Here is a 23,156-nt window from a genome sequence, read left to right on the forward strand (position 1 = left end):
ACCCGAACCAGGGTGAGCACTCCTCAGTGTGACGTGTGGGCTCGGCCTGGTGGTTCATTGTGACGGGATCGTTGTGCAGCATCTGCCCATCTCAGGGCGCGACCAGGCATATGGGACCCACGGGAACTGCGGGGTTGACGTCGATGGTCGCGATCGGTCCGCCCGCCGAGGTCTGGTAGGCCATCAGTGAGTGTTCACCGGGTGCGGTGGGTGTCACCAGAGTGAACTTGTGCCCGAGAATCGTTGGTGAGTACCAGTATCCGTCGAACTGCCACATGAATTCCTCGATGGGCATCACCATGCTGTAATCCATCGGCCCGATGTCCGTTCGAGGCTCCGAGAAGCTCTCGGTTCGAGCGACGGCGACATAGGTGCATCCGACGCCGTACGGGGTTGTCGGTCCGAAGCTCAGCCCGGGGAGGATGTCGAGTGAGACGACCTCTGCGGACGCGTTCGGGGCAGCGAACACCGCCGCGCCTGCGCAGGCAGCGAGGACGGAGGCATAGCGGGCAAGCCGGATCATTTTCATTCCACTTGGTCGGTTCGAGGCCGGCGCGTGTTACACAGATCATTGCGGAACGTCTTCGTCGGTGGGCTCACGCCCGCCCGAACGCCAGCGCGACGTTGTGCCCGCCGAAACCGATGGACGTGCTGAGGGCGTAGTCGATGTTCTGCTGACGACGATGAGTCACCACATCCAGGTCGATTGCTGGATCTAGGTTTTCGAGGTTCAGTGTTGGCGGCACTTCGGCGTGCTCGATGGTCAGCATGGTCAGGATTGCTTCGAGCGCACCGACTGCGCCGATCGAGTGTCCCAGAGCAGATTTCGGCGCATAGACCGATGCATGCCTCGCTACGGCTGCAATGGCGGTGGCCTCGGATGCATCGCCGATCGGTGTCGCGGTGGCATGGGCGTTCACGTGCGTGATGTCCGTGTTCTCCAGACCTGCGACGTGTAAGGCCTTGGTCATGGCCTTGCGAATTCCGTTGCCCTCCGGGTCCGGGGCCACGATGTGGTAGCCGTCGGAGGTGATGCCCGCACCGAGCAGTCGACCATGAATGCGAGCGCCGCGTGCGCGTGCATGCTCTTCCGATTCCACGATCATCAGCGCCCCTGCTTCGCCGAACACGAATCCATCGCGGTCTCGGTCGAACGGTCGTGACGCCCGCGTCGGTTCGTCATTGCGCGTGCTCATCGCTCGCATCATCGAAAAGCTTGCGATGGGAACCGCGTCGATGTTCCCTTCGACGCCACCCGCGACGACGACGTCGGCTTCCCCGGTCGAAACGAGTCGCCATGCATGAGCCAATGCCTCGGATCCCGACGAGCACGCAGACACGGGTGTGAATACTCCGGCCTTGGCGCCGATCTCGAGGCCGATGTGTGCGGCAGGCCCGTTGGGCATCACCATCGGAACCGACATGGGCGAGACCTTCCGGTGTCCGCCGGCGCGCATGGCGTCGACCGCGCCGATCAGCGCGTCGCCGCCGCCCAGCCCTGTTCCGACGGCGACTGCCAGTCGGTCTCTGTCCATGTCTTCGAGTCCCGCGTCTACCCACAGCCGCCGGCCGAGGATGACGGCCAATTGTTCGACGAACGACAGCCGTCGACGCTCGACACGCGTCAACTGGTCGGCCGGATCGAACTGTAGAACGCCGCCGATTCGGACTGGCAGGTCGTACTCGGCGACGAAGTCGCGTTCCAGCTTTCCGATTCCGCTGTGGCCGTCGAGCAACAGCTTCCAGGTCTCGTCGGCGTCGTCCGCCAGCGCTGTCGTGGCGGTGTATCCGGTGATGACGGCGTTGCGGGCCAGAGTTTGTGTAGCGATCGGTTCACTCATGCGTTCCATGAGTACATGTAGCGACCGGTACAGTCAACCTGTGGCGCGGCCAATGGATCAGCAGAAGCGAGCGGTACTCCTCGCCGAGGTAGTGGACTACATCGGGACGCATGGGCTCGATAATCTGACCCTTCGGCCTCTCGCGGCAGCGCTCGGAACGAGCTCGCGCATGCTGATCTATTACTTCGAGTCGCGCGAGAATCTGATCGTGCAAGCGCTCGCGAGTCAGCGACCCGCATTCTCGGAAATGTTCGGCGACGTCCACGACGCCAGCGGCCTGCGAACCCGACTGAGTGAGCTGTGGACATCGATGACGGTAGGCGACGACGTCGTCAGTTCACGAATCCTGATGCAGGTCATCGGAATCGGATCGATCAACAGCGGTGTGCTCGGTGATTTCGCGGCAGCCACAGTGCATTCGCTCACCGATGCACTCGCTGAGTCTCTCCGAAGGTGTGGATTCGACGATGCCTTGGAGCGTGCGACGGTGTTGGGCGCGGCATTCCGTGGTCTTCTTGTCGACCGGTTCGCCACTGGCGATGTACACCGAACCGACGCCGCAGCTGCAGCGCTCTTCGAGAGCGTTGCCGCTCGGTAGCGGGCTGCTGCGTATGCCTGTCCAGGCAACCCGGGCGGTTCTCGCGTTCTGCGCGGCATTGCTGTTGGTGTGGTCGATTCTTCGTGTCACCGGCGACGATCTCGGGTCTCGCAGGACGAAGCGTGTGGCCGTGCTGTTGCCGGTCGGTGGCATCGTGGCGACGGCCTGTGGTGTGGGAACGGCATGGTTGTACGACTTCACCACCCGGCCGTACGTAGCAGTGGCGTCAACTCTCGTTGTGGTGCTTGTTCTTTCGGCCACCTTCACGGCAGCGAGGGTGTGGGCGCTCGGAGGGATTACTTCGTCGGCATCTTTTGGGCGATCGCCCACCGGTTCCGCGTGAACGGCCCGTTCACGGAGGTGTAGGTAGTGACGGTGGTAGCGGTACGGAACTTCTGTTGTCGCCGAACGAGTGTCGAAGGACATCGACGGCGCCGTGGAGTGCGGGTGAGGGATTGGCAGGGTCCCAGGCCATCCCGATTCGGAGCGTGCGCGCAGGCCCGGCCAGCGGGAGATAATGGACGCCGTCCATCGTGAGCAGTCGGGTGGACGCGACGACGACGGCAACGCCGACGCCCGCGCCCACCATCGCGAGCAGGCTGTAGGGGTCGGGTGCCTCGTGCGCGATCGTGGGGAGAAAGTCGGCGTCGGCGCACATGGCCAGTGTCGCGGCGCGCACTATCGACCCGTGCTCTGCCGGATAGAACACGAACCGATCGTTCACCAGTTCGCCCGGGTCGACCTCACGCGCCCCGGCCAGTCGATGCCCCGCCGGGACGGCCAAGATGAGCGTCTCGTCGCTCACGGTCACGGAGGCCAGGTGAGGCGGTGCAGGCAGGCCCACGATTCCCATGTCCAGTGTGCCGTCGGCTAAGCCGTCGATGACTTCCCCCGAGTACATCTGAGGCCGAAGGAGCAGGTCGATACCCGGGTGAGTGTCCGCGATGGATCGGGCGAGACGCGAGAGGGCCTGATAGCCGCTCGCTCCACCGAAGCCGATTCGGACCGAACCCAGTTCGCCGGTCCGCGCAGACCGGGCCACACTGCGAATGACGTTTAGTTGAGCATTGACCATTCGCACGGGTTCCAGCAGTGCTGTGCCGGCGTCGGTGAGCTGCACCGAGCGGGTGGTTCGGGTGAACAACTCGGTGCCGAGTTCGCGTTCGAGTGCGCGAACCGTCTGGCTCAGGGGTGACTGTGCGACGTGGAGCCTGTCTGCTGCGCGGCCGAAGTGCAGTTCTTCAGCAACGGCGAGAAACGCCTCGAGATGCCGCAACTCCATGTTTTCCTCCAGCGAATGGCACAAATTAAGCATCAAGACGATGTGCCACTCAATTGACTTCGATTACGTCTTGGACTCTACAAGATAGGTCGTGAATAGTGATCTGTATCGCATTCGGTAGACCCGTAGGACACCCATCTCAACGTCAGGACACTCGAGTGACTCTCCCAGAACACGGTGACGGCGCCGCGGCGCCGATTCACGATGTGAAGAAGGCGCGCAAGGCCGGCATCACGGCATTCGCGGGCACGACGATCGAATGGTTCGACTTCTACATCTACGGGACCGCTTCGGCGCTTGTGCTGGGCAAGTTGTTCTTCCCTGATGCCTCGCCTGCGGTCGGCACTCTCGCTGCCTTCGCCACGTTTGCTGTCGGGTTCCTCGCGCGTCCGCTCGGCGGCATAATCTTCGGCCACTTCGGCGACAAGTTCGGCCGTAAGAACGCCGTGGTCATCACGCTGGCGATGATGGGCGTAGGCACGGTCGGAGTAGGGCTGCTACCCACTTACGAGACCATCGGCATCTGGGCGCCGATCGCGCTGGTCACGCTTCGTGTGGTGCAAGGAATCGCTATGGGTGGTGAGTGGGGTGGTGCCGTCCTCATCGCTACCGAATTCGCTCCACCCAAGAAAAAGGTCCTCTACGGCGCGTTCGCACAGCAGGGTTCGCCCGTCGGCAACCTGATGGCGACCGTCGCCTTCCTCGCCTTGACCGCGATGTCGGACAGCGTCTTCGAATCATGGGGTTGGCGTATACCTTTCGTCGCGTCGGCGCTGCTGGTCGTCATCGCCCTCTACATCCGTCTGCACATCTCCGAGACTCCCGAGATGCAGAAGGCGGTCGCGAAGCAGGAGCGAACACGTTTGCCGCTGGTCCAGGTGCTACGTTCGCACCCGATCGAGTTGGTCCTGGGCGTCGGGGCCGTGGTCGCCGGCGTTGCTATCACGTACGTCAAAACCACCTTCGCGTTGTCGTGGGCGACGACGGATCTCGGTTTCGACCGCGGAGATTTTCTCCTGGTGATCACCTTTGCTTTGGTCGCGCAGGTCATCATCCAACCTTTCGGCGCCATCCTTGCGACCAAGATCGACCCGTCGAGGGCGATCAAATGGATGCTGTTGCCCGAGTTGGTGCTACTGCCGCTGATGTTCTTCCTCATCCAGACCGGGTCGGTGGCATGGGCAATGGTCGGCATGATCCTGGCCACCGCACCGCACGCCATGTACTACGCGGCTCTTGCGGGCATCTTGGCGCAAGTGTTCCCGACCAACGTCCGGTACACCGGGATCTCCCTGTCCTACCAGTTCTCGACGGCGATCTTTGCCGGTACCGCCCCGTTGCTCTCGCAATTTCTTCTCACCGCCACCGGCTCGATCTGGGTGGTCGTCGGTCTCGGGCTGTTCTACGTCCTGTTGTCGGTTGTCTGCATGACGGCGCTGCTGCGCCGGGGCAAGCGGCTCGCACTGATCGCGGCAGACGACCCGTCGACACCACCGGCACTCAGCACCACCGGAAAGGCCTGACCAATGAACTACGCACGCCGTGACCCTGCGCTCCACGCCGTTGTCCGTCGCTGGACCGACGGGGACGATCGAGTGAAGCTCGACGCCCTGCTCGACACCCTGGGAGAGGACGCGGCGGGGAGACTCGATGCTCTCGCCGCCGTCGCGGACAAGAACCCGCCGGTGCTCCGCCAGTTCGACCGCGACGGCATCCGTGTCGACGACATCGACTATCACCCTGCGTATCTCGAACTGTGCGACGCTGCCTACAGTCGATACGGCCTCTCGGCTCTCTCGCACCGAGGATTGCACGGCTGGGATGCGGCCCCTCCGCACTTGGTTAAGTATTTGGCGTCCTACGTGTTCGTTCAAGCAGAGTTCGGCCTTGCCTGCCCCGTGTCGATGACCGACGCAGCAGCGCGTGTTCTGAAGTTGTTCGGAGATCCTGATGTCTTCGATCGGTGGATCGACGGTCTCACTTCCACCGATCCGGCCACCTCGATGACCGGCGCGATGTTCATGACCGAACCGCAAGCGGGAACCGACATTGCGATGACCGAGACCGTGGCCGAGTCGCGCAACGGTGAATGGCGCCTCACGGGCAAGAAGTGGTTCGCGTCCAACCCCGATGCCGATGTGATCGTGACGCTCGCCAGGTTCCCCGGCGGCGAGGACGGTTCCACCCGGGGGGTGGGCATGTTCATGGTGCCGAAGACACTCGCCGACGGCACACGCAACAGCTATACGATCGACCGCCTCAAGGACAAGATGGGCACCAGGTCGATGCCGAGTGGCGAGGTCACTCTTGCCGGAGCGTTCGCGCTCCAGGTGGGGCAGCTGGACCGAGGGTTTCTGCAGATGGCAGAGATGGTCAACACGTCGAGACTGTCGAATGCGATGCGCGCCAGTGCTCTGATGCGCAGGTCGGTTCGTGACGCCGTCGACCACACACGTCAACGAATCGTGTTCGGTAAACCCCTGTTCGAGCATTCGCTGATGCGTGCCACCCTGCTCGAGCTCTGCCTGGAATCGGAGGCATCCCTGGCGATGGTCGGCTACAGCGCGCAGTGCTTGCAGTCAGCAGACGCCGGCGATCCCGCTGCGAAGCAGCTGATTCGCGTACTGACACCGCTGGCAAAGCATTTCATCTGCAAGAAGGCGCGCGTGGTCACCGGGGAGGCGATGGAGGTGCGGGGCGGAAACGGATACATCGAGGAGTGGGCGCATGCGCGTTTGGTGCGCGATTCGCACCTCGGTTCCATCTGGGAGGGTTCGAGCAACGTCATCGCACTGGATGTGTTGCGGTGTTTGCGGAAGTTCGACGCGCACCGGCACATTGCCGCCGCCATGACGTCGATGCTGACCGACCTCGGATCCGAGTGCGCAGACGGCCGGGCGGTTCTGGTCGACGCGTGGGACCAACTTGTCGAGAGAGGCGACCGTCTGTTGGCTGGTTCGAACGACGCAGCGGAGGCCGGGTGTGCGCGGTACGCGAACGCGCTCGCGCAGACGATCATGCAGACCTTGTTGTTCGACCTGGCAGACCATTCCATCACCACCACGGGTGACTACCGCGGACTGTTGGTGGCCAACGCATACCTCGACCGTTCGGACGACGTCTCGGCCGAGGCGCTGCGCCATCTCGAGGCTGTCGTGGACGGAACTTCCGTCGATCGTGAATCCGCGCTGCACGTCAGCTCTTTGGCGGCTTCGACGGTGGGTGCGCTGCGATGAACAACGCCACCCGTCAGGGGCCGGCACCGCTGGCCGGTATCAAGGTGCTCGATCTGTCGAAGATCCTCGCCGGACCGTACGCCACCATGTCCCTGGGCGATCTGGGTGCAGAGGTGACCAAGATCGAGCATCCCGACGGCGGCGACCCGACTCGCGCGTGGGGACCACCGTTCGTCGGCGACGACGCCGCCTACTACCTCGCGATCAACCGTGGGAAGAAGTCGGTGACGGTCGACCTCAAGTCGGACGAGGGGCAGGCGGTGATACACCGCATGCTTGCTGAATCCGACATCGTGGTCGAGAACTTCAAGCCCGGCAGTGGTTTACAGAAGATCTTCGATTACCGAGCACTGTCCGAGCGGCACCCCCACCTCATCGTGTTGCACATCTCGGCCTTCGGCGACGAAGGACCGCTGCGTGACGAACCGGGCTACGACATTCTCGCCCAGGCAGCGGGTGGGCTGATGTCTCTCACCGGCGAGCCGGGTGGCGCGCCGGTCAAAGCCGGCTTTGCGATGGGTGATCTGGGCGCCGGCCTGTTCGGCACGATCGGTATTCTCGCTGCTCTGCACGAACGTTCGCGGACGGGTAGAGGGCAGTACGTCACGACCTCGCTCTACGAGTGCCAATTGGCGCTGCACGTGAACTGGGCGACGAGCTACTTCGCCACCCGGGAGCGGCCGGTCGCCATGGGGTCGGCACATCTCAACCTTGTTCCCTATCAGGCATTTCCTGCGTCGGACGGGCATTTCGTCGTCGCAGTCGGCAACGACACTCAATGGGGACAGCTGTGCCGTGCCATCGGACGCGACGATCTGGGGGCGGATCCGCGGTTTCTGCACAACCGCGACCGTGTCGACAATCGCGACGCTCTCGAGAAAGAGTTGTCGTCGGTGTTCGTCACGGCGTCGGTCGAGTACTGGTGTTCGCAGCTCAACGCTCATGCGGTTCCCGTGTCGCCGATCCTGCATCTCGACGAGATCTACGAACACCCGCATACCGCAGCATTGGGGATGGTGGAGACCGTGCAACACCCGTCGATCGGCCCGCTCGAGCAGGTAGCGTCGCCGATCAGTTTCGGGGGAGTTCGGCCCACGATGGCAAGCGCCCCTCCCGAACTCGGCGCCGACACCGACGAGGTCATGGCCCGATTCTCGGAGGACCGTCACCTCTGACGACCGTTACCTCTGACGACAGTCACCTATTACGGACTACGCCGACGCGAAGACTCGCGAACTCTCTTGCCGAACGAACGCACAACATACGGAGGAATCTTGTCCGCTCTTGTCTCGATGGAAAAATTGTTCGGTCTCGATTCGCTTCTCGAACCCGAAGAGATCGAAATTCGCTCTACAGTGCGGAAGTTCGCGTCGGATCGAATCCGGCCACACGTCGCCCAGTGGTTCGAGGAGGGCACCCTGCCTGCGCGGGACCTTGCCAAGGAGCTGGGGTCCCTGGGCGTTCTGGGAATGCACCTCGAGGGATACGACTGTGCCGGGATGAGTGCTACGGCTTACGGTCTGGCATGCCTGGAGTTGGAAGCCGTCGACTCCGGTATCCGTAGCCTGGTGTCGGTGCAGGGTTCACTGGCGATGTTCGCACTTCACCGGTGGGGCAGCGAGGAACAGAAGCAGACGTGGCTGCCGCCCATGGCGCGCGGGGAGGCCATCGGTTGTTTCGGGCTCACCGAGCCGGACTTCGGATCCAACCCCGCCGGTATGAGAACCAATGCGAAGAGAGACGGCGACGACTGGATTCTCAACGGTACGAAGATGTGGATCACCAACGGCTCGATCGCTGACGTCGCGGTGGTCTGGGCCCAAACAGACGAAGGTATTAGGGGATTCGTCGTGCCGACCGACACCCCGGGCTTCTCCGCGCCGGAGATCAAGAAGAAGGTCTCGCTCCGTGCGTCGGTTACCTCCGAACTCGTTCTGGACGGTGTGCGGTTGCCGGCGTCGGCGATGCTCCCGACCGCTCAGGGCTTGCGCGGCCCGCTGAGTTGTCTCAACGAAGCCCGCTTCGGGATCGTGTTCGGCTCGATCGGCGCAGCGCGTGACTGCTTGGAAACGGCCGTCGAGTACTCGATGTCCCGTGAAGTGTTCGACAAGCCCCTCGCCGGTTATCAGCTGACGCAGGCCAAGATCGCAGATATGACGCTGGAGGTCGGCAAAGGTCATCTCTTGGCGTACCAGTTGGGTCGGCTCAAGGACAGTGGCGGTCTCACTCCGGAGCAGGTCAGTACGGGCAAGCTCAACAACGTCCGCGAAGCGATCGACGTGGCACGGACGTGTCGGACCATCCTCGGAGCGAACGGCATAACACTGGAATATCCAGTGATGAGGCACGCCAACAACCTCGAATCCGTGCTGACCTACGAGGGCACTACGGAGATGCACCAACTCACCATCGGCAGGGCAATGACGGGAGAAGCGGCGTTCCGATAACCGCGACAGCGCACGAGGGCGCGACGACGATCAGAGCCTGTACACCGATTCGTACTCGTACCATGGGCCGTCGAGGTGAGTGAAGGAGCTGTCCTCGCTGGAGGATCCGGTCGGTGGATGGTCCGGTGAGTACACCCAGCCGCTCGTGAAGCTGAAGAAGACGGTCGAGTTGTCGACGAAGTAGACCTCGCCTCGCGTGTAGCTGTTCGCGCGTCTGATGTCGAAGGGCCCGATCTCGAACTCGTCGCGGGACGTGCCGGGGTTATCCCGAAGGTCGACGGCGATGGCTTCGAACTCGACGCGCTTGTCGAGGAATGTGGTGGAAGGTCCCCACACCACCAACGCGAAAGCGCTGAGGACGACGATGGGCGCAGGCAGTACCCACCAGGACCACCGGCGGTCGCGGCCCAGCACGTACAGGGTTCGGATGGCCCAGATCAGCCCGGTGACGGCCAGGACTGCGAGGACGACCAGGTGGGCGAGTAGCGGGTCAAGCCAGGTGTGCGCGCCGAACGGCGACGGCCAGAAGTTTCGCTTGACGCAGATCCACACCGCGGCGGCAACCGTCACGAAGGTCAGGAGTATCGGGCCAGGCGGTTTGGCCAGGGTCGGCTCAGCCGTCAGCCGCCGATAGACCCAACTGTCGAGCGATGTCCTTCGCGCCATCGAGTCAGCGTATCGGCTCTAGTGTTCGGAGCCGATTTCCTGCATACCGATTGCCCCGAGGAGTTCGAGCTTTTCGTGGGTATCGGTGCCGGGCGCTCCGCGGAAGAGGACGAGCCGTTGCCCGGAGGGCGGGCTGATGACGACGTCGCATTCGCAGTCGAGTAGGCCGACGCGTGGGTGCTGCAACCGCTTTCGGGTTCTCGCTGCTGTTTCGACGTCTCCGAGTTCCCAGATCCGCGTGAATTCCTCGCTCTCGCGGTGTAACTCGTCGATCAGGCTGGTTGCACGGGTGTCATCGGGCCGCCGTGTCACTGCGACGCGGAGGTCGGCGACGTAGTTGCGGCTCAGGTGGTCTCGGTCGTTGGGCGCGTACAGCGCGCGGTAGTCCGGGTCAAGGAACCAGTGCCAGATGAAGTTGGCGTGAAAACCGCTTTCGCCGACTAGTTTGCCGAGCAGCGCGATGTTGAGCGAGTTCTGTCCGACGATGTTGTGCATGTCGTCGGCAATCAACGCCGGCACGCGGGGAGCGAGGGCGTCGAGAACGGTCATCAGGCCGGGGTCGGCGAACCCCAGGGCGACGGCAGGTTCGGGTGCGTGGTGTCCGGCGAGGACGTAGAGGTGGTCGCGTTCGGCGAGGGTCAGGCGCAGTGCGCGTGCGATGGCGCCGAGCATGGCCGGGGATGGTTGTGGTCCCCGGCCTTGCTCGATGCGTTCGTAGTAGTCGGTGGACATGGTCGCCAGCATCGCCACCTCGTCGCGGCGCAATCCCGGTGTTCGACGACGCGGACCGGCGGTCAGGCCGACTTCGGCGGGCCGCAGGCGGTCACGCCGGTTGCGGAGGAACTCTCCGAGTTGCTGCTGCTGAAATTGGGGCATGGCTTGGCAATCTGTGTCAGTGGCTGCGGCCGCTGAGGGCCTGGAGGACCTCGTCGTAACGGCCTTCGGCAGTGGCGTTGCGTAGCCACTTTACGCGCTCGACCAGTATCTCCTTGGCCTCGGGCTGCGCGGCGAGCAGCGACATGACCTCATCGAGGTACTCGTCGAATGGCATGGCCGACGGGCTGTCCTCCTGGCCCATGAGCGTCGTCTGGACGGCCGGAGGTGCCAACTCGACCACACGGACAGCGGTGTCGGTGAGCTGCACGCGTAGCGATTCGGTGAACGAGTGAACGGCTGCTTTGGTCGCGCTGTAGGTGGGCGTCACGGGGAGGGGAACGAATGCGAGCCCGGAACTGACCGTCATGATCGTGGCACTCGGCTGGGCCTGCAGGTGCGGCAGGAACGCGTGGACGAGACGGATGGTGCCGAGAAGGTTGACGGTGACCGTACGTTCGGCGACGTCGATCGATGCAGGGTCGAGGAGGTTCTCGGGCTCCATGATTCCTGCCATCGTGACCAGGGTGTTCAGTGCCGGGTGCCGCTCGGTGAGGGTGGCTGCAGCGGCGGAGATGGACTCCGTGCTCGACGTGTCGATTTCGATGGTGTCGATTCCCGGATGGGCGGCTGCGATCTCGCGCAGCAGCGCTGTTCGACGTCCACCGACGATGACGGTGTTGCCCGCGGCCTGGAGTCGAAGGGCCAGACCGAGGCCGATGCCCGAGGTAGCGCCGGGGATGAAGATCGTGTTGTTTGCGTTGATGTTCATGCTTCGACTGTGCGCCCGTTCGGGCTGCCGAACCACACCCCGCTTATCCCCGGACCGGCGATCCGGGTTTCGTGGCGTTCGGTGGCTCGGGTGAAACGAGAACACCGGCGGTCACCGTTGCCGATGACCGCCGGTGCCAGTGAGGGTGGCTCAGAGCTCGATGGGAGGTGCGGTCTCGGAGCTCCCCGAGAACAGCTGAGCGAGCAGGAGAAGAAGGGAAGGGGTGATTTCACTGGACGAAAACACTGATGAACTCCTCGAGAGTTGGGGTCGGTGTAGGTAGCGAGATCGGTGATCCGCCGGTACCGGCTCCATTGGTATCAGAGCCAGCACGCACCCGCGACCGGTGCGAGCATAAAAGTCTGAAAGCTTTTGTTTCGCACATGAACCGGCGGATTGTTACCGGCTGCATATCGGGCTCCGGCACGGTCTCCGAGCGAGTAAACGAGCGCCAGTCTGCTCATAGCCGGAGGGTGCAGTCACCTGACGTCTTTCGGCTGAGGAAAGGTGTACAACCAGGTGTGGCTCAGTTCGACGGGCGGCGGGTCATCGCCGACGAGCCGGGGACCATGTCGTCGGTGACACGCGCTTCGAACCCGAAGCGTTCGTATAGCCTTCGGCTCGCGGGAGTCGTGGATTCGAGGAAAGCCGGCGCGGAGCCGACGTGGTCCAATCGGTGCTGAATCAACGTGGTGCCGACTCCGGTGCCTCGGGCTCGTGCTGAGGTAGCGATGTCGTGGATGTACCAGTGTGGTTCGTCAGGCCGCTGATCGTCGATCGCTCGATCATGTGCCTGTCCGGCTTCGGTGGGGCTGAAGCTGCGGGATTCTTTGCGGGAGCCGGGAGGTTCCCAGATCAGTGCGCCGAGCAGCTGTCCATCCTCGTCGACTGCGACATCGACGTGCTCGGGTTCGCTCTCGACCTCGCTTGCGTAGAACTCGGCGAGTGCGCGGCGACGGGAGGACGAATCGGGAAGATGCGCCGCCCACACCGGATCGTCCTCGAATGCTTCGCTGAAGATCTCCCCGATTTCGCCTGCGTCGGCTGCGGTTCCGGGCCTGATCGTCGCCACGGGTGGATCCTCTCGTCTTGTGTGTGAGTCGGTACTAGTGGTCCTTCTTCAACTCGTCGGCGAGCGCGAACAGCCGACCGAAGTACTCGTCGTTCAGCACTGAGGTTGCGGCGATCTTCGCTTCGGCGTCGAGCCCGAACTGCAGGTCTACCAACTCGGCACCGATCGTGATACGCCGCTCGTCCAACTGCCGTAGCTCAGCGGACAGGGCCTCGACTTTGGTGGCGGCGTCACTGTGATCGGACATGTCTCGCATCGTAGTGGACTCGTAACCGGCAGAAGCCGAGCGCAAGTTCCGTGAGGCGGCCGCGCGCATTCACCAGGTGGTAAAGCGAATCAATGCCAGGCCCGGTCAGCGTGAGGCGACGCAACTGCACGTCGAGCCCGGCCGGGTTATGACATGCAAAGATTTGGCCGAAATTTTTACATGTACCTGAGATGTGGCAAGTTTCCTGCTACGTCCTCTTGACCTGGGCTCCTTCGGACCGCACCAGTAGTTCGAGGAAATCCCGGTTGATGGACAACCGCTTCCTCCCGATCTTCTGGTCCTGCTGCAGTCCTGCTTCGACGAGTGCAGCCAGCTTGCTGCGCGTCCCAGCTCGCCAGGATCTCCTGTGAGTTCATCCGGCCAGCCCGAACCGACGGAGCCCGTCCGCAAGTTGCTCGGTGCCGCCGACGTTGCGGATGGACGGATCCATGGTGGTGCCGTCGAGAATGATGTATCGCTTGTTCTTCACGGCGGTGAGCTGGCTTGCTACGGGGTCGGATTCGAGAAACGCGATCTTGGCGGCCGCGCTGTCTCCGTCGCCACCGCGGTCGAGGTCGGCAAGGACGAGGGCGTCGGGATCGCGGTCGTAGACGGCCTCCCAGTTGATCTCGGGCCAGTACTGAGTGCTGTCGGCGAAGGCGTTGATGGCGCCGACCGCCGATGTCATGAGTCCGGGCGCGCCGCAGCAGCCCGCGAGGTATGGAGTGCGGGTGGCGGCGTACCACCAGGCGAGGCTGACGTCCTCGGCACCGAGATCCGTCGTCGCCTCGGCAGCCCGATCGCGCAAGCTCGTGACCAGTTCTTCGCCGCGTTCCTCGACCCCGAACAGAGCCGAGACCTCACCGATCTCCGCGTAGAGATCGTCGAGCGTCAGCGGTCGTGTCTGTTCTGCTTCCTGCCCGCTGCACTCGCTGGGAGATTGGTAGGTTGCAACACCCATCTCGTCGAACCGGTCGCGGCTCGCGATGCCCTCGGAGGTGAAGGTGTAGTCGAAGGTGGCGTAGACGAAGTCGGGGTCTCGATCGAGGACGGTTTCGAACGACGGGAACTCGGCATCGAGGGGTTCGACTTGTGAAAGCGCGTCTTCGAGCTCGGGAAGCACACCGTCGTCGCTGATTGCGTAGCCGACCATCCGGTCCTGGAGGCCGAGTGCGAGCAGTAGCTCGGCAGCGGGCTGGTTGACGGCAACCGCTCGCTCGATGGGTTCGTCGATGGTGACCGTTCGATCGCAGTTGCTCACAGACGCGGCGGCGTCGTTCTCCGTGGGTGCGTCGCCGCTGTCAGAGGAACAGGCAACTGCCGATCCGGCGATCAGGACGGCGAGAACGGTGGTGGTGAATCTGGGTGTGGCCATGCGCATGCAGGAACGCTCGCTTCGTCGGGGACTCGGGTCGCGGAGTCCGTCTCGGTATGAACACTCCGCCTTCGGCGAAGCGTTGCCGGCCGGTCTTCGGACTCGAATTCATCCCGACGAGGCGCCTTCCCGAGCGTTCGTGCTCAGTGGCGTGTCGCCCCGCCGGTCCATCTCACCGCTGCGCGTCAGTTCCGGATTCCCACCGGATTCCCTGACCACCTGTTCCCAGGCAGTCTGCTGGCGGAGGAAATTTACCATTGCGCCCCAGGCCTGAGCCGATCCGGCGACGGTCTACCGCTGGAACTATCACGGCTGGGCGACGCCGGTACCGTGCCTCGTCACGCTGCCAGTTCGCCTGCGGCGGCCGAGCCCCGGAGGGCATCCCGCCAACGGCGACGGTTGCCGACGGCGTTGCCTTCGTCCGGTGTGCGGGCGAGGGTCGCGAGCGCATCCCCAACAGGGATCAACCCGGCTCGCTCGCGGTAGGAGAAGGCAGTCAGTTCCGCGCGGGCATGTTCGGGGGAGTAGCCACACAGCCGAACGAGGATTTGGACGTCGTCTTCGATGTGCGTGTGCGGGGCATCGGACATGGTGTCACCTCTTTCGGCTGGGGAGTGTTCATCGTCTGTGACGGAGGGGTGGAAGTACACAGTTGTGATCGTGATGATTCATATCGGTCCAACGTGTCATTCGCATGAATGAGTGCTGAAAAAGTGACCAACGCTTGGTTCACCCGATGTTTGTGTCTCGTTGGCCTGCGGGCGATCTCGAACACCGACTATTGCGCTGCGAGGTCAAATGGCGGATGCACACGCCGCGCATTCTGTCGGGCTGTCCGACTACTATGTGCCAGGCAAGGTCAAGCCGTCGACGTCGACGAGCCTTCATATATTTCTGACGTATTCATCCGGCTCTCGGGTTCGGCACTCTTACGGGGGAAGACAGAACGATGCGTATCACCGTTTTCGGCACGGGTTATCTCGGTGCCACGCATGCAGCCTGTATGGCTGAGCTGGGCCACGAGGTGCTGGGCGTCGATGTCGACCCGGCGAAGTTGGCCAAGCTCGAGGCTGGGGAGGTTCCCTTCTACGAGCCCGGGTTGGAAGAGGTCCTTCAACGCAACATCGCGGCCGGCCGGCTCCGCTTCACTTCTTCCTACGAAGAGGCTGCCGAGTTCGCTGAGGTCCACTTCCTCGGGGTGGGCACTCCCCAGAAGAAGGGCGAGTTCGCTGCGGACATGATCTACGTCGACGCCGTCGTGACGACGCTTGCGCCGCTGTTGACCACGCCTGCCGTCATCTTCGGCAAGTCCACCGTCCCGGTGGGCACTGCATCTCGCCTGGGCGCGCTTGCACGTGAGCTGTCGCCGGCGGGCGCTGACGTCGAGGTCGCCTGGAATCCGGAGTTCCTCCGCGAGGGCTATGCAGTCAAGGACACGCTGCATCCTGATCGCTTGGTTCTCGGTGTGGACCGAGACCGGTCAGGTCGTGCAGAAGGCCTGGCACGTGAGGTCTATGCCCAATTGCTCGACGAGAAGATTCCGTTCCTGGTCACCGACTTGGCGACGGCCGAGCTGGTCAAAGCCTCGGCCAACGCCTTCCTGGCCACCAAGATCTCGTTCATCAACGCCATCGCCGAGGTGTGCGAGGCTTCCGGCGCCGACGTGAAGGTTTTGGCGGACGCGATCGGCCACGACGACCGGATTGGCCGCAAGTTTCTGAATGCGGGCATCGGCTTCGGCGGTGGTTGCCTTCCCAAGGACATCAGAGCTTTCATGGCTCGCGCCGGCGAGCTCGGTGCCGACCAGGCACTGACATTCCTGCGCGAGGTGGACAACATCAACATGCGCCGACGTACCCGCATGGTGGAGCTGGCCAGGGAAGCCTGCGGGTCTCTCCTCGGGGCGCGCGTCGGCGTCCTCGGTGCGGCGTTCAAACCGGACTCCGACGACGTGCGCGACTCTCCTGCGCTGAACGTCGCCGGCCAGATTCAGCTTCAGGGTGCGGCAGTCAACGTGTTCGATCCGAAGGCCATGGACAACTCGCGTGCGCTGTTCCCGACGCTGGGGTACAGCTCGTCTGCCCTCGAGGCGTGCGAGGGCGCTGACGTAGTGCTTGTTCTGACAGAGTGGAAAGAGTTCAAGGCGCTGAAGCCGGCGGACCTCGACGGAGTGGTTCGGTCCAAAACCTTGATCGACGGCCGGAACTGTCTCGACCCGGACGAGTGGCGGGCCGCTGGATGGACTTACCGCGGGCTAGGGCGTCCGTAACCGTCCTCGAAGCTTGTTTCAGCCCATTCAAGACGCTCAACTCGGGTTTTGAAGATTGCGTGAAACCAGCGTCATTCATGTGAATTAACAATTTCTATTTGACGTTTGTGCGGGACAAGCAAAACCGGCACAATGACCGCTTGTGCTTAACGACGCGCCGCATGGAAGGTTTGTCGAAGCAATTGGACGTCTTGTGTAAAAATCAGGCGCACTTGCATGTTTCGACGATGTAAATGAAGCTCGCTCAACGAGGCGAAGTTGTGAAACTTACGCAGACTTCCGTTGTGTCGCAGTGAGACTCACAAAACTTGGCCTCTGGCTGAGTTGGCTGTAACGAAAGTTGAATTTTTGTCGATGCATCTCGCGTCGGGAAATCTCACAAACTTGCCCACGGGCAAGATTGCGGGTGTGGTAAACCAGTTGGGTCGACGTAATCATTCTGTGATGTGACCCACTTGGAGAGTCGCTTTTCCGATTGCGTGCGAAAATTTGAATGCTCGAGCAGCGGGCAGGTAGCGATCGGTTCCCTCACGTCAGTGCAGATGTGTCGAGCCACGGTTCATTGACGACAGTCCGCCGGCCTTCGAGCTGCGGGAGCAGAGTGAGGAGGGGAGTCGGTGGCAACTATCGGATCAGTGCAGCGGACTCCGGGCGGGGGCACGCTACAGAAGGCACCGAAGCGTGAGAGACGACTTACCTCTCGCCGTGTCTGGGAGCATCAGTACGTCGACAGGCTTCGTGTCACGGACGTTGTCGTTGTCATCGCTGCGGTTGCCGCAGCTCAGTTGATCAGGTTCGGCGAGCTACAGTCCGAGGGAGCACGCGCCTTCGCGAGCTACACCGGAGTATCGGTCCTGCTGGCAGCAATCTGGATCTCGTTTCTCGCGATCTTCCGTACCCGCTCGCCCAGGGTAATCGGCAACGGCGCGGAAGAATACCGCCGCATCGTGTCCGCGACGTTCCGACTGTTCGGCGTGATCGCGATTCTGTCGCTTCTCTTCAAGATCGATATCGCTCGGCTGTATCTGGCGATCGCGCTGCCCGTGGGACTTCTCGGTCTTCTGCTGAACCGATGGGCGTGGCGTAAGACCGTCGCCTCGAAGCGCAGTAGAGGTCAGTACCAGACTGCCGTGCTCATCGTCGGAAGCCGCAAGGCAGCTGTCTCGATGGCTAAGCAGTTCGAGCGGAACCCCGCCGCAGGCTACAGCGTGGTGGGAATGTGCCTGCCCGGTTACGAGCCCGAGCGCGATGCCATCACGGTCGACGGATTCGAGATCCCGATCCTCGGTGATGAGTACAGCGTGGTCGACGCAATCGAAAAGTCCGGCGCCGACACGGTGGCCGTCACCGCCACTGAGCACCTGGGAACCAAGGGCATTCGCAAGATGGTCTGGGACCTCGAGAAGAAGAACGTAGACCTAGTGGTCGCGCCTGGCGTGGTTGACGTTGCCGGCCCGCGATTGGTGATGCGACCCGTTGCTGGCTTTCCTCTGATCCACGTGGAGAAGCCGCAGTACAACGGCGCAACGCGCTTCAGCAAAACAGCGTTCGACTTTGCATTCGCCAGTGCGGTTCTCCTCATGATCACCCCCGTTCTCCTTGTCGCAGCGTTGGCCGTGAAGCTCACAAGCCGCGGTCCGGTCTTCTACAAGTCGGAGCGCATGGGCATCGACGGCAAGCCGTTCGACATGATCAAGTTCCGCAGCATGGTCCAGAACGCAGACAAGCAGGTCGACGCTCTACTCGCGCAGAACGAGAGCGAGGGCGGCGTGCTGTTCAAGATGCGCGACGATCCGCGTGTCACCAAGGTTGGAAAGTTCATGCGCCGCTTCAGCATCGACGAATTGCCGCAGTTCCTGAACGTGCTGAGGCGAGAGATGAGCGTCGTCGGCCCTCGTCCGCCCTTGCGTCGCGAGGTTGAAACCTACGACGGCGAGGTTCGCCGGCGCCTCCTGGTAAAGCCTGGGATTACTGGACTCTGGCAGGTGAGCGGGCGTTCGGATCTTTCCTGGGAAGAGACTGTGCGTCTCGATCTTTCGTACGTCGAGAACTGGTCGATGGTCGGTGACCTTTTGATTATTGCCAAGACGGTGAAGGCAGTTGCGGGGAGCTCTGGAGCCTACTAGTTCACCTCGACGCAGGATATCTGCGGTTCACTTCGTTGATTGTATGTTTGGCCTGAAAGTGAATTATGCCGAAAGAGGACTGACGGTTGAGATCAAACAAAAGAGCTTTAATGCTGAACGTATTCTATTGGTCCACCGGTCAAGACGACAATCTCGGAGACGTTGTGCTCCGCCGCCGGCTTCTGAACGTTCTTCTAAACCAGCGCGATACCGAAGGACAGTCTCTCCATGTCTACGTAGGTTCCGCATCTGCGGGCTTTATCAAAGGCCTCGGAATCCCGGTAGATGCACATGTTTACACGAGCAAAACGGCATGGCTATTAGCTATGGTCATGAACACACTGCAGCGTCGACCGCCGGTCCTGGTCTTTAATCCGGGCGAAGTGCAGCTTAACTTAAAAACCACGGTTGCTTATATGTCGTTGTGGGCACCCGCGGCGATCATTCGTTTACGCGGCGGGGCGGTCGTGCGGACGGGTACAGCGCTCGATAATCGCGTTACACAACCAATCGCAGTCCTGGCAAAACTAGCGGTGCGGGTCGCAAACTTAGCTACCTCAATAGGCAGCTGGAGAGACGTTGCGTCTCGCGACGAATTTGGCGGCGGAAAACTCGTGCCTGACTGGGCAATCGAGAAACCATCTGAGGATAAAGATGGGTACCGCCGAACGCTGCTCGCAGTCACCTACAGATCAGATCGTGGGCATGCATTCGATGAATACGCAATCAAACGGATACGTGAGATGGCTGAGCGGTATGAACTGAAAGTAATAGTCTACTGCCAGGTTCGACGCGACCAAGTCGCGATGCAAAAACTGGCCAAGGACCAAGGGTGGGAGTACATAGCGTGGGCTTCAACTACTCCTCACCTTGAACAGGAAATAATCGTCCGAGGCCTTTTAGTGAAGTCACGATTCGTGTGCAGCAATCGAATCCACGCGCTCATAATTGGGCTTACAGAAGGTGCACAAGCCATATGTATAAGCTCCGATGATGAGCACAAGGTCCGGACGCATCTCGAATATTTCGGACTTACGACCATGATACTTTCAAATCCGATAGAAGATTCATTGGACTTTAACGCCGTAGTGCCTCAGCGAAATGAGAGCGCAGAGGCGCTTGCGAATGCGTCGGCTGTCGTGGCGGATCTATCACGCCATGTCAGTGCATCCGTGTGCCAGTTTAAGGAGATTGAGCACCGAGACGGAATTAAGACTGGATTGGTAACCGAGATTTCAATCAGGAAAAATCATGAAAACTAGCTCGGAACAAGAACACAATTTTATACACCGCCTAGTGCCAGTTTTGGGCGTCGATGTAACTCCCGGTAGCGCGACGCAAATTGTGAACTGGCTATCCTCTTCCAGCGGAAAGAGACGACTTCTTAATCATAATCTCCATAGCGTGTATCTGTCATATACGAATAGCGATTTCAAGCGAAGCTTTCAATCTGCGGACGTGGTGCTGATAGACGGTTTTCCCTTAACCTTACTTATGCGTCTCGGTGGAAGAAAAGACAAGGAACACCCAGTCCCTCGAGTCGGATCGTGCGACTGGATCATTGAGTTAGAAGACGCTCAGCCAAGTAGAATCAAAAAGATTGCGATAATCGGAGCGTCACCTGCTTCGAACCTTGCACTCCAAGAACGGTTTTCTAGAACAATGCCGAAAGTACTTGTCCAAGGCTGGGACGGGTATGAGGGTTTAACGAAATTGATAATCAGCGAATTCGAAGAACTTTCTCAGTTTCGCCCCGATCTTGTGCTTTTGGGGCTCGGAATGCCCAAACAAGAAATTATTTTGGACACGTACTATGGTCTCCTGCCTGAATCGGTGTACGCTACCGTCGGTGGCGCCATCGATCAGTTAAGCGGATTTCAAAAAATGCCGCCTCGATTTCTTGGAGATCTGGGGTTGGAGTGGCTTTTCCGGCTAGTCCGCGACCCGCGCCGGTTATTCTTCCGATACCTTGTCGAGCCAATCTTTCTTGCAGTTCTAGTCGCGCGCAGAGGAAAATCTAAATGATTAGTGCAGAAGACGGTAAAACCAACCGCGTACAAATCACTGTTGTCATTCCAACGATCGGGCGTCCGGAGGTATCGCGTGCAGTTTTGAGTGCCGCCAAGCAAAAAGACGTCGACACACAAATAATTGTGGTAGTTGATCGACCTGATATGTACGAAACTGTCGTGAATATGGTCGGACATAGTGCCAGTGTCGTTCCAAATAGGGGCCATGGCGGCGCAGCCGCACGCAATGAGGGAGCGAGAATCGGCTCAGGCGACTTTATAGCGTTTCTTGACGACGATGATTGGTGGGAGCCGACCAAGCTCGCAGCCCAGGTAGCGGTAATGAGGGGCGCCGGGGCGAATTTCTGCTTTGGATCTGCCTGGTTCCATAGCGCGTCTGATCTAAGACGCTTGCCAGGAGTTCCATACAATCCAGAGGTTGAGTCCCTGGCCTCGTACATGGTGCGCAGGCCAGGTCTTCGTTTCGGTTACAGCCTTGTTCAATCCAGTAGTTTCATCGTCAGTTCTGAGGTGGCACGGACATGTGGTTGGGACAGCACGCTGCGAAAGCATCAAGACTGGGATTACGCCCTGCGTCTTGAAAAGCGCTCTGATGTCACGAGTGTCTTTCTCAACGAGCCACTGGTCCACGTGGCGCAGGCGTCCGTGGGGTCGGTCTCAAAGCAATACGACCCCGACTCATCTTTGCGATTTCTAAAGCGGCATGCTGAAGAGATGGACAATGTGGCCTATGCCGACTTTGTCGGTGTGATTCTTCTACGAGGCGCATTCGCTACGCAGAGTGGTCGGCAGGTAGCGCAAGCATTTGGGCTAATGCGTGAGCGTTGGTCTGGCCTGCGGTGGCCTGCACTTGTCGTCGCTCTTTCGGGATTATATCTGGGGGTTCGACAGGGGGTTAAGAGCACCGCTTCTTGTGTAGTACTTGGCCCAGATAAACAGCGTCCATAGAAAGTCAGCTAGTTGCAGATCCTCTAGGGAAATGATTCCATTTTGAATGAACCCGTTTACAGATCATGAAGAAAATACTAGGTCAGGCCTTAACCGTTCTCAGCGGTCGAACGCTTATTCGTGCTGTTCAATTTCTTTCCCTGATAATTCTGGTCCGGTCGTTGTCGCCATCTGAGTTTGGGTGGTTTGGGATTCTAACATCCGCTTTTGCACTAGTCGGCGCCCTGGGTAGCCTTGGGCTTCGCCAATCGTTTGCGTATGAGATTGCCCGCGGGAAGATCAGCGTAGGCGAGGTGCTTGGTCTGACGTTGTGCGTTCTGCCCATCCTGGCATTGCCGTCCGCAGCAATTATTAGCCTATTGTATGCAAACCGATTACCGGGGTTTAGTGTCGTTTTAGGTATCGGAGTTATCGCGGTTGGTGTACTATCGGCGCTTAGTTTGAATCTCTTGCAGGGAGTCTTTCTCGGAACGGGGCGGATTCGTTCGTTTACCTTTAGTGAAGCCGCGCCCCATCTTTTGGTGTCGGTCTCAGTTTTGCTATTATTCATTTTTTCCGCAGTTACCTTCGAAGCTACCCTCTGGATACAGTCGGTAGCAGGTGTGGTGGCTTTTCCGGTGCTCTTTCTATTGGCGTTCAGCCGTCAATCAAGATTGAGATTCCAAGTTGGTCGATCTCTTAAGATGCTTAGGTATGGAATAGTATTTGCGTTCAATCTCTTCGCAATCATGCTGTCATATCGTATCTCGATGTTTGTAATCGAGTACTTCGACGGATCCGATGCTGCAGGGCAGTACTTTGCAGCTATCCGTGTAAGTGAAATATTTCTTGAGATCGCCTCCGCGTTGGGAATGGTGCTTTTCTCAAATTCCGCACGAAATGGTTTGAACCAGAAGACTACAATAGTGGAGACTGCGCACGTAGCTGCTACTCTTTTTTGGTTGTTCGTGCTGGCGTCGATATCGCTCGCGCTATTTGCCCCGTTTTTGCTTCGGGTGGTAGTGGGCAGTCAATATTCAGAAGCGGTTCTGTTGCTACAGGTATTAGCCATCTCAATGCCAGCAACTGCGGCATGTAAGGTTATTTACCCCAGCCTAGCCGGAATGGGACGCGCGTCGTTCGGATCTGCACTTGTGGTCGCAGGTCTGATAGTTAACTGCATAGTGGCAGTCGTTTTGGTTCCGATTGTTGGTCCGGTAGGAGGCTGTGTCGGGCTGATCGTAGGTCAGTATTTACTCTTAGCGATGTACATTGCCAAGTGTCGGAAGGTCTACAAAACCTCGGTTCGTGACTTCTTGTGGCCATTTTCCATTGTTAAATGATTAGAATTTTAATTCGCTTCTAAGTGAATCCGAAGGATTGTATGTATTCGAA

22 protein-coding genes and 1 riboswitch are annotated in these 23,156 nt (G+C 60.4%); of the genes, 12 read left to right on the forward strand and 10 right to left on the reverse strand.

Annotated elements, in window-relative coordinates; all coding sequences use genetic code 11:
• Positions 1–91: 91 nt before the first annotated feature.
• Positions 92–523 carry a hypothetical protein gene (locus tag ACFULT_RS04315; protein WP_378480719.1) on the reverse strand — a complete coding sequence of 144 codons (432 nt, stop codon included), beginning with the start codon at positions 521–523 and terminating at the stop codon, positions 92–94.
• A gap of 73 nt (positions 524–596) precedes the next feature.
• The gene (locus tag ACFULT_RS04320) at positions 597–1,841 is read right to left on the reverse strand and encodes a KasA/KasB family beta-ketoacyl-ACP synthase (RefSeq protein WP_378480720.1); all 1,245 of its coding nucleotides are present in this window, start codon (positions 1,839–1,841) and stop codon (positions 597–599) included.
• Between the two features lie 40 nt (positions 1,842–1,881).
• On the opposite strand from ACFULT_RS04320, the gene ACFULT_RS04325 reads away from it, so the two are divergent.
• Both ACFULT_RS04325 and ACFULT_RS04330 read left to right on the forward strand, forming a co-directional pair.
• Positions 1,882–2,439 (forward strand): TetR/AcrR family transcriptional regulator, encoded by a 558-nt coding sequence (locus ACFULT_RS04325; protein WP_378480721.1) that lies wholly within the window; start codon positions 1,882–1,884, stop codon positions 2,437–2,439.
• A gap of 13 nt (positions 2,440–2,452) precedes the next feature.
• Positions 2,453–2,782 (forward strand): hypothetical protein, encoded by a 330-nt coding sequence (locus ACFULT_RS04330; RefSeq protein ID WP_378480722.1) that lies wholly within the window; start codon positions 2,453–2,455, stop codon positions 2,780–2,782.
• A gap of 9 nt (positions 2,783–2,791) precedes the next feature.
• Here ACFULT_RS04330 and ACFULT_RS04335 read toward each other — a convergent pair whose 3' ends face one another.
• Positions 2,792–3,721: a LysR substrate-binding domain-containing protein gene (locus tag ACFULT_RS04335; RefSeq protein WP_378480723.1), complete on the reverse strand. Its 930-nt coding sequence runs from the start codon at positions 3,719–3,721 to the stop codon at positions 2,792–2,794.
• Positions 3,722–3,879: 158 nt separating this feature from the next.
• On the opposite strand from ACFULT_RS04335, the gene ACFULT_RS04340 reads away from it, so the two are divergent.
• The 4 genes from ACFULT_RS04340 to ACFULT_RS04355 all read left to right on the forward strand — a co-directional run bounded on the left by ACFULT_RS04340 (position 3,880) and on the right by ACFULT_RS04355 (position 9,404).
• Complete coding sequence (locus ACFULT_RS04340) at positions 3,880–5,244, forward strand: MFS transporter (protein ID WP_255122742.1); 1,365 nt, start codon at positions 3,880–3,882, stop codon at positions 5,242–5,244.
• A 3-nt stretch (positions 5,245–5,247) separates the two neighbouring features.
• Positions 5,248–6,957: an acyl-CoA dehydrogenase family protein gene (locus tag ACFULT_RS04345; RefSeq protein ID WP_378480724.1), complete on the forward strand. Its 1,710-nt coding sequence runs from the start codon at positions 5,248–5,250 to the stop codon at positions 6,955–6,957.
• The gene (locus ACFULT_RS04350) at positions 6,954–8,132 is read left to right on the forward strand and encodes a CaiB/BaiF CoA transferase family protein (protein WP_378480725.1); all 1,179 of its coding nucleotides are present in this window, start codon (positions 6,954–6,956) and stop codon (positions 8,130–8,132) included. The genes ACFULT_RS04345 and ACFULT_RS04350 overlap by 4 nt, the downstream gene beginning before the upstream one ends.
• Positions 8,133–8,249: 117 nt before the next feature.
• On the forward strand, positions 8,250–9,404 hold the full coding sequence (locus ACFULT_RS04355; protein ID WP_378480910.1) for an acyl-CoA dehydrogenase family protein: 1,155 nt from the start codon (positions 8,250–8,252) through the stop codon (positions 9,402–9,404).
• A gap of 30 nt (positions 9,405–9,434) precedes the next feature.
• Here ACFULT_RS04355 and ACFULT_RS04360 read toward each other — a convergent pair whose 3' ends face one another.
• From ACFULT_RS04360 to ACFULT_RS04390, 7 genes are all read right to left on the reverse strand, one after another.
• The gene (locus ACFULT_RS04360; protein ID WP_378480726.1) at positions 9,435–10,070 is read right to left on the reverse strand and encodes a DUF1109 domain-containing protein; all 636 of its coding nucleotides are present in this window, start codon (positions 10,068–10,070) and stop codon (positions 9,435–9,437) included.
• 18 nt (positions 10,071–10,088) lie between these two features.
• Positions 10,089–10,946, reverse strand: a complete 858-nt coding sequence (locus ACFULT_RS04365; protein ID WP_378480727.1) for a helix-turn-helix transcriptional regulator — start codon at positions 10,944–10,946, stop codon at positions 10,089–10,091.
• A gap of 16 nt (positions 10,947–10,962) precedes the next feature.
• Positions 10,963–11,715: an SDR family oxidoreductase gene (locus tag ACFULT_RS04370; protein WP_378480728.1), complete on the reverse strand. Its 753-nt coding sequence runs from the start codon at positions 11,713–11,715 to the stop codon at positions 10,963–10,965.
• 526 nt (positions 11,716–12,241) lie between these two features.
• Positions 12,242–12,787, reverse strand: coding sequence for a GNAT family N-acetyltransferase (locus ACFULT_RS04375; protein WP_378480729.1), 546 nt, complete (start codon positions 12,785–12,787; stop codon positions 12,242–12,244).
• 34 nt (positions 12,788–12,821) lie between these two features.
• Positions 12,822–13,034: a hypothetical protein gene (locus ACFULT_RS04380; RefSeq protein ID WP_020110622.1), complete on the reverse strand. Its 213-nt coding sequence runs from the start codon at positions 13,032–13,034 to the stop codon at positions 12,822–12,824.
• A gap of 373 nt (positions 13,035–13,407) precedes the next feature.
• Positions 13,408–14,415 carry an ABC transporter substrate-binding protein gene (locus ACFULT_RS04385; RefSeq protein WP_378480730.1) on the reverse strand — a complete coding sequence of 336 codons (1,008 nt, stop codon included), beginning with the start codon at positions 14,413–14,415 and terminating at the stop codon, positions 13,408–13,410.
• A 63-nt stretch (positions 14,416–14,478) separates the two neighbouring features.
• A riboswitch (cobalamin riboswitch) is annotated at positions 14,479–14,666 on the reverse strand.
• An 81-nt stretch (positions 14,667–14,747) separates the two neighbouring features.
• The gene (locus ACFULT_RS04390) at positions 14,748–14,999 is read right to left on the reverse strand and encodes a hypothetical protein (protein ID WP_378480731.1); all 252 of its coding nucleotides are present in this window, start codon (positions 14,997–14,999) and stop codon (positions 14,748–14,750) included.
• A gap of 359 nt (positions 15,000–15,358) precedes the next feature.
• Between ACFULT_RS04390 and ACFULT_RS04395 the strand changes: the two genes are divergently transcribed.
• The 6 genes from ACFULT_RS04395 (at position 15,359) to ACFULT_RS04420 (ending at position 23,104) form a co-directional block, all read left to right on the forward strand.
• On the forward strand, positions 15,359–16,678 hold the full coding sequence (locus ACFULT_RS04395) for a UDP-glucose dehydrogenase family protein (protein WP_378480732.1): 1,320 nt from the start codon (positions 15,359–15,361) through the stop codon (positions 16,676–16,678).
• Between the two features lie 635 nt (positions 16,679–17,313).
• Positions 17,314–18,804 (forward strand): sugar transferase, encoded by a 1,491-nt coding sequence (locus ACFULT_RS04400; RefSeq protein WP_378480911.1) that lies wholly within the window; start codon positions 17,314–17,316, stop codon positions 18,802–18,804.
• A 110-nt stretch (positions 18,805–18,914) separates the two neighbouring features.
• Positions 18,915–20,066, forward strand: coding sequence for a hypothetical protein (locus tag ACFULT_RS04405; RefSeq protein ID WP_378480733.1), 1,152 nt, complete (start codon positions 18,915–18,917; stop codon positions 20,064–20,066).
• A 142-nt stretch (positions 20,067–20,208) separates the two neighbouring features.
• A complete protein-coding gene (locus ACFULT_RS04410) occupies positions 20,209–20,829 on the forward strand; it encodes a WecB/TagA/CpsF family glycosyltransferase (protein WP_378480734.1) in 621 nt (206 codons plus the stop codon).
• On the forward strand, positions 20,826–21,782 hold the full coding sequence (locus ACFULT_RS04415) for a glycosyltransferase family 2 protein (protein ID WP_378480735.1): 957 nt from the start codon (positions 20,826–20,828) through the stop codon (positions 21,780–21,782). The genes ACFULT_RS04410 and ACFULT_RS04415 overlap by 4 nt, the downstream gene beginning before the upstream one ends.
• 65 nt (positions 21,783–21,847) lie before the next feature.
• Positions 21,848–23,104, forward strand: a complete 1,257-nt coding sequence (locus ACFULT_RS04420) for an oligosaccharide flippase family protein (RefSeq protein WP_378480736.1) — start codon at positions 21,848–21,850, stop codon at positions 23,102–23,104.
• Positions 23,105–23,156: the final 52 nt, after the last annotated feature.

This window comes from Rhodococcus sp. NPDC057297 (genome assembly GCF_042667435.1).
Classification (GTDB): domain Bacteria; phylum Actinomycetota; class Actinomycetes; order Mycobacteriales; family Mycobacteriaceae; genus Rhodococcoides.

Coding starts and splice junctions, on each gene's coding strand:
- ACFULT_RS04315 (WP_378480719.1), bottom strand. CDS start 523: ATGATCCGGCTTGCCCGCTATGCCTCCGTCCTCGCTGCCTGCGCAGGC.
- ACFULT_RS04320 (WP_378480720.1), bottom strand. CDS start 1,841: ATGAGTGAACCGATCGCTACACAAACTCTGGCCCGCAACGCCGTCATC.
- ACFULT_RS04330 (WP_378480722.1), top strand. CDS start 2,453: ATGCCTGTCCAGGCAACCCGGGCGGTTCTCGCGTTCTGCGCGGCATTG.
- ACFULT_RS04335 (WP_378480723.1), bottom strand. CDS start 3,721: ATGGAGTTGCGGCATCTCGAGGCGTTTCTCGCCGTTGCTGAAGAACTG.
- ACFULT_RS04345 (WP_378480724.1), top strand. CDS start 5,248: ATGAACTACGCACGCCGTGACCCTGCGCTCCACGCCGTTGTCCGTCGC.
- ACFULT_RS04350 (WP_378480725.1), top strand. CDS start 6,954: ATGAACAACGCCACCCGTCAGGGGCCGGCACCGCTGGCCGGTATCAAG.
- ACFULT_RS04355 (WP_378480910.1), top strand. CDS start 8,250: ATGGAAAAATTGTTCGGTCTCGATTCGCTTCTCGAACCCGAAGAGATC.
- ACFULT_RS04360 (WP_378480726.1), bottom strand. CDS start 10,070: ATGGCGCGAAGGACATCGCTCGACAGTTGGGTCTATCGGCGGCTGACG.
- ACFULT_RS04365 (WP_378480727.1), bottom strand. CDS start 10,946: ATGCCCCAATTTCAGCAGCAGCAACTCGGAGAGTTCCTCCGCAACCGG.
- ACFULT_RS04370 (WP_378480728.1), bottom strand. CDS start 11,715: ATGAACATCAACGCAAACAACACGATCTTCATCCCCGGCGCTACCTCG.
- ACFULT_RS04380 (WP_020110622.1), bottom strand. CDS start 13,034: ATGTCCGATCACAGTGACGCCGCCACCAAAGTCGAGGCCCTGTCCGCT.
- ACFULT_RS04385 (WP_378480730.1), bottom strand. CDS start 14,415: ATGCGCATGGCCACACCCAGATTCACCACCACCGTTCTCGCCGTCCTG.
- ACFULT_RS04390 (WP_378480731.1), bottom strand. CDS start 14,999: ATGTCCGATGCCCCGCACACGCACATCGAAGACGACGTCCAAATCCTC.
- ACFULT_RS04395 (WP_378480732.1), top strand. CDS start 15,359: ATGCGTATCACCGTTTTCGGCACGGGTTATCTCGGTGCCACGCATGCA.
- ACFULT_RS04405 (WP_378480733.1), top strand. CDS start 18,915: ATGCTGAACGTATTCTATTGGTCCACCGGTCAAGACGACAATCTCGGA.
- ACFULT_RS04415 (WP_378480735.1), top strand. CDS start 20,826: ATGATTAGTGCAGAAGACGGTAAAACCAACCGCGTACAAATCACTGTT.
- ACFULT_RS04420 (WP_378480736.1), top strand. CDS start 21,848: ATGAAGAAAATACTAGGTCAGGCCTTAACCGTTCTCAGCGGTCGAACG.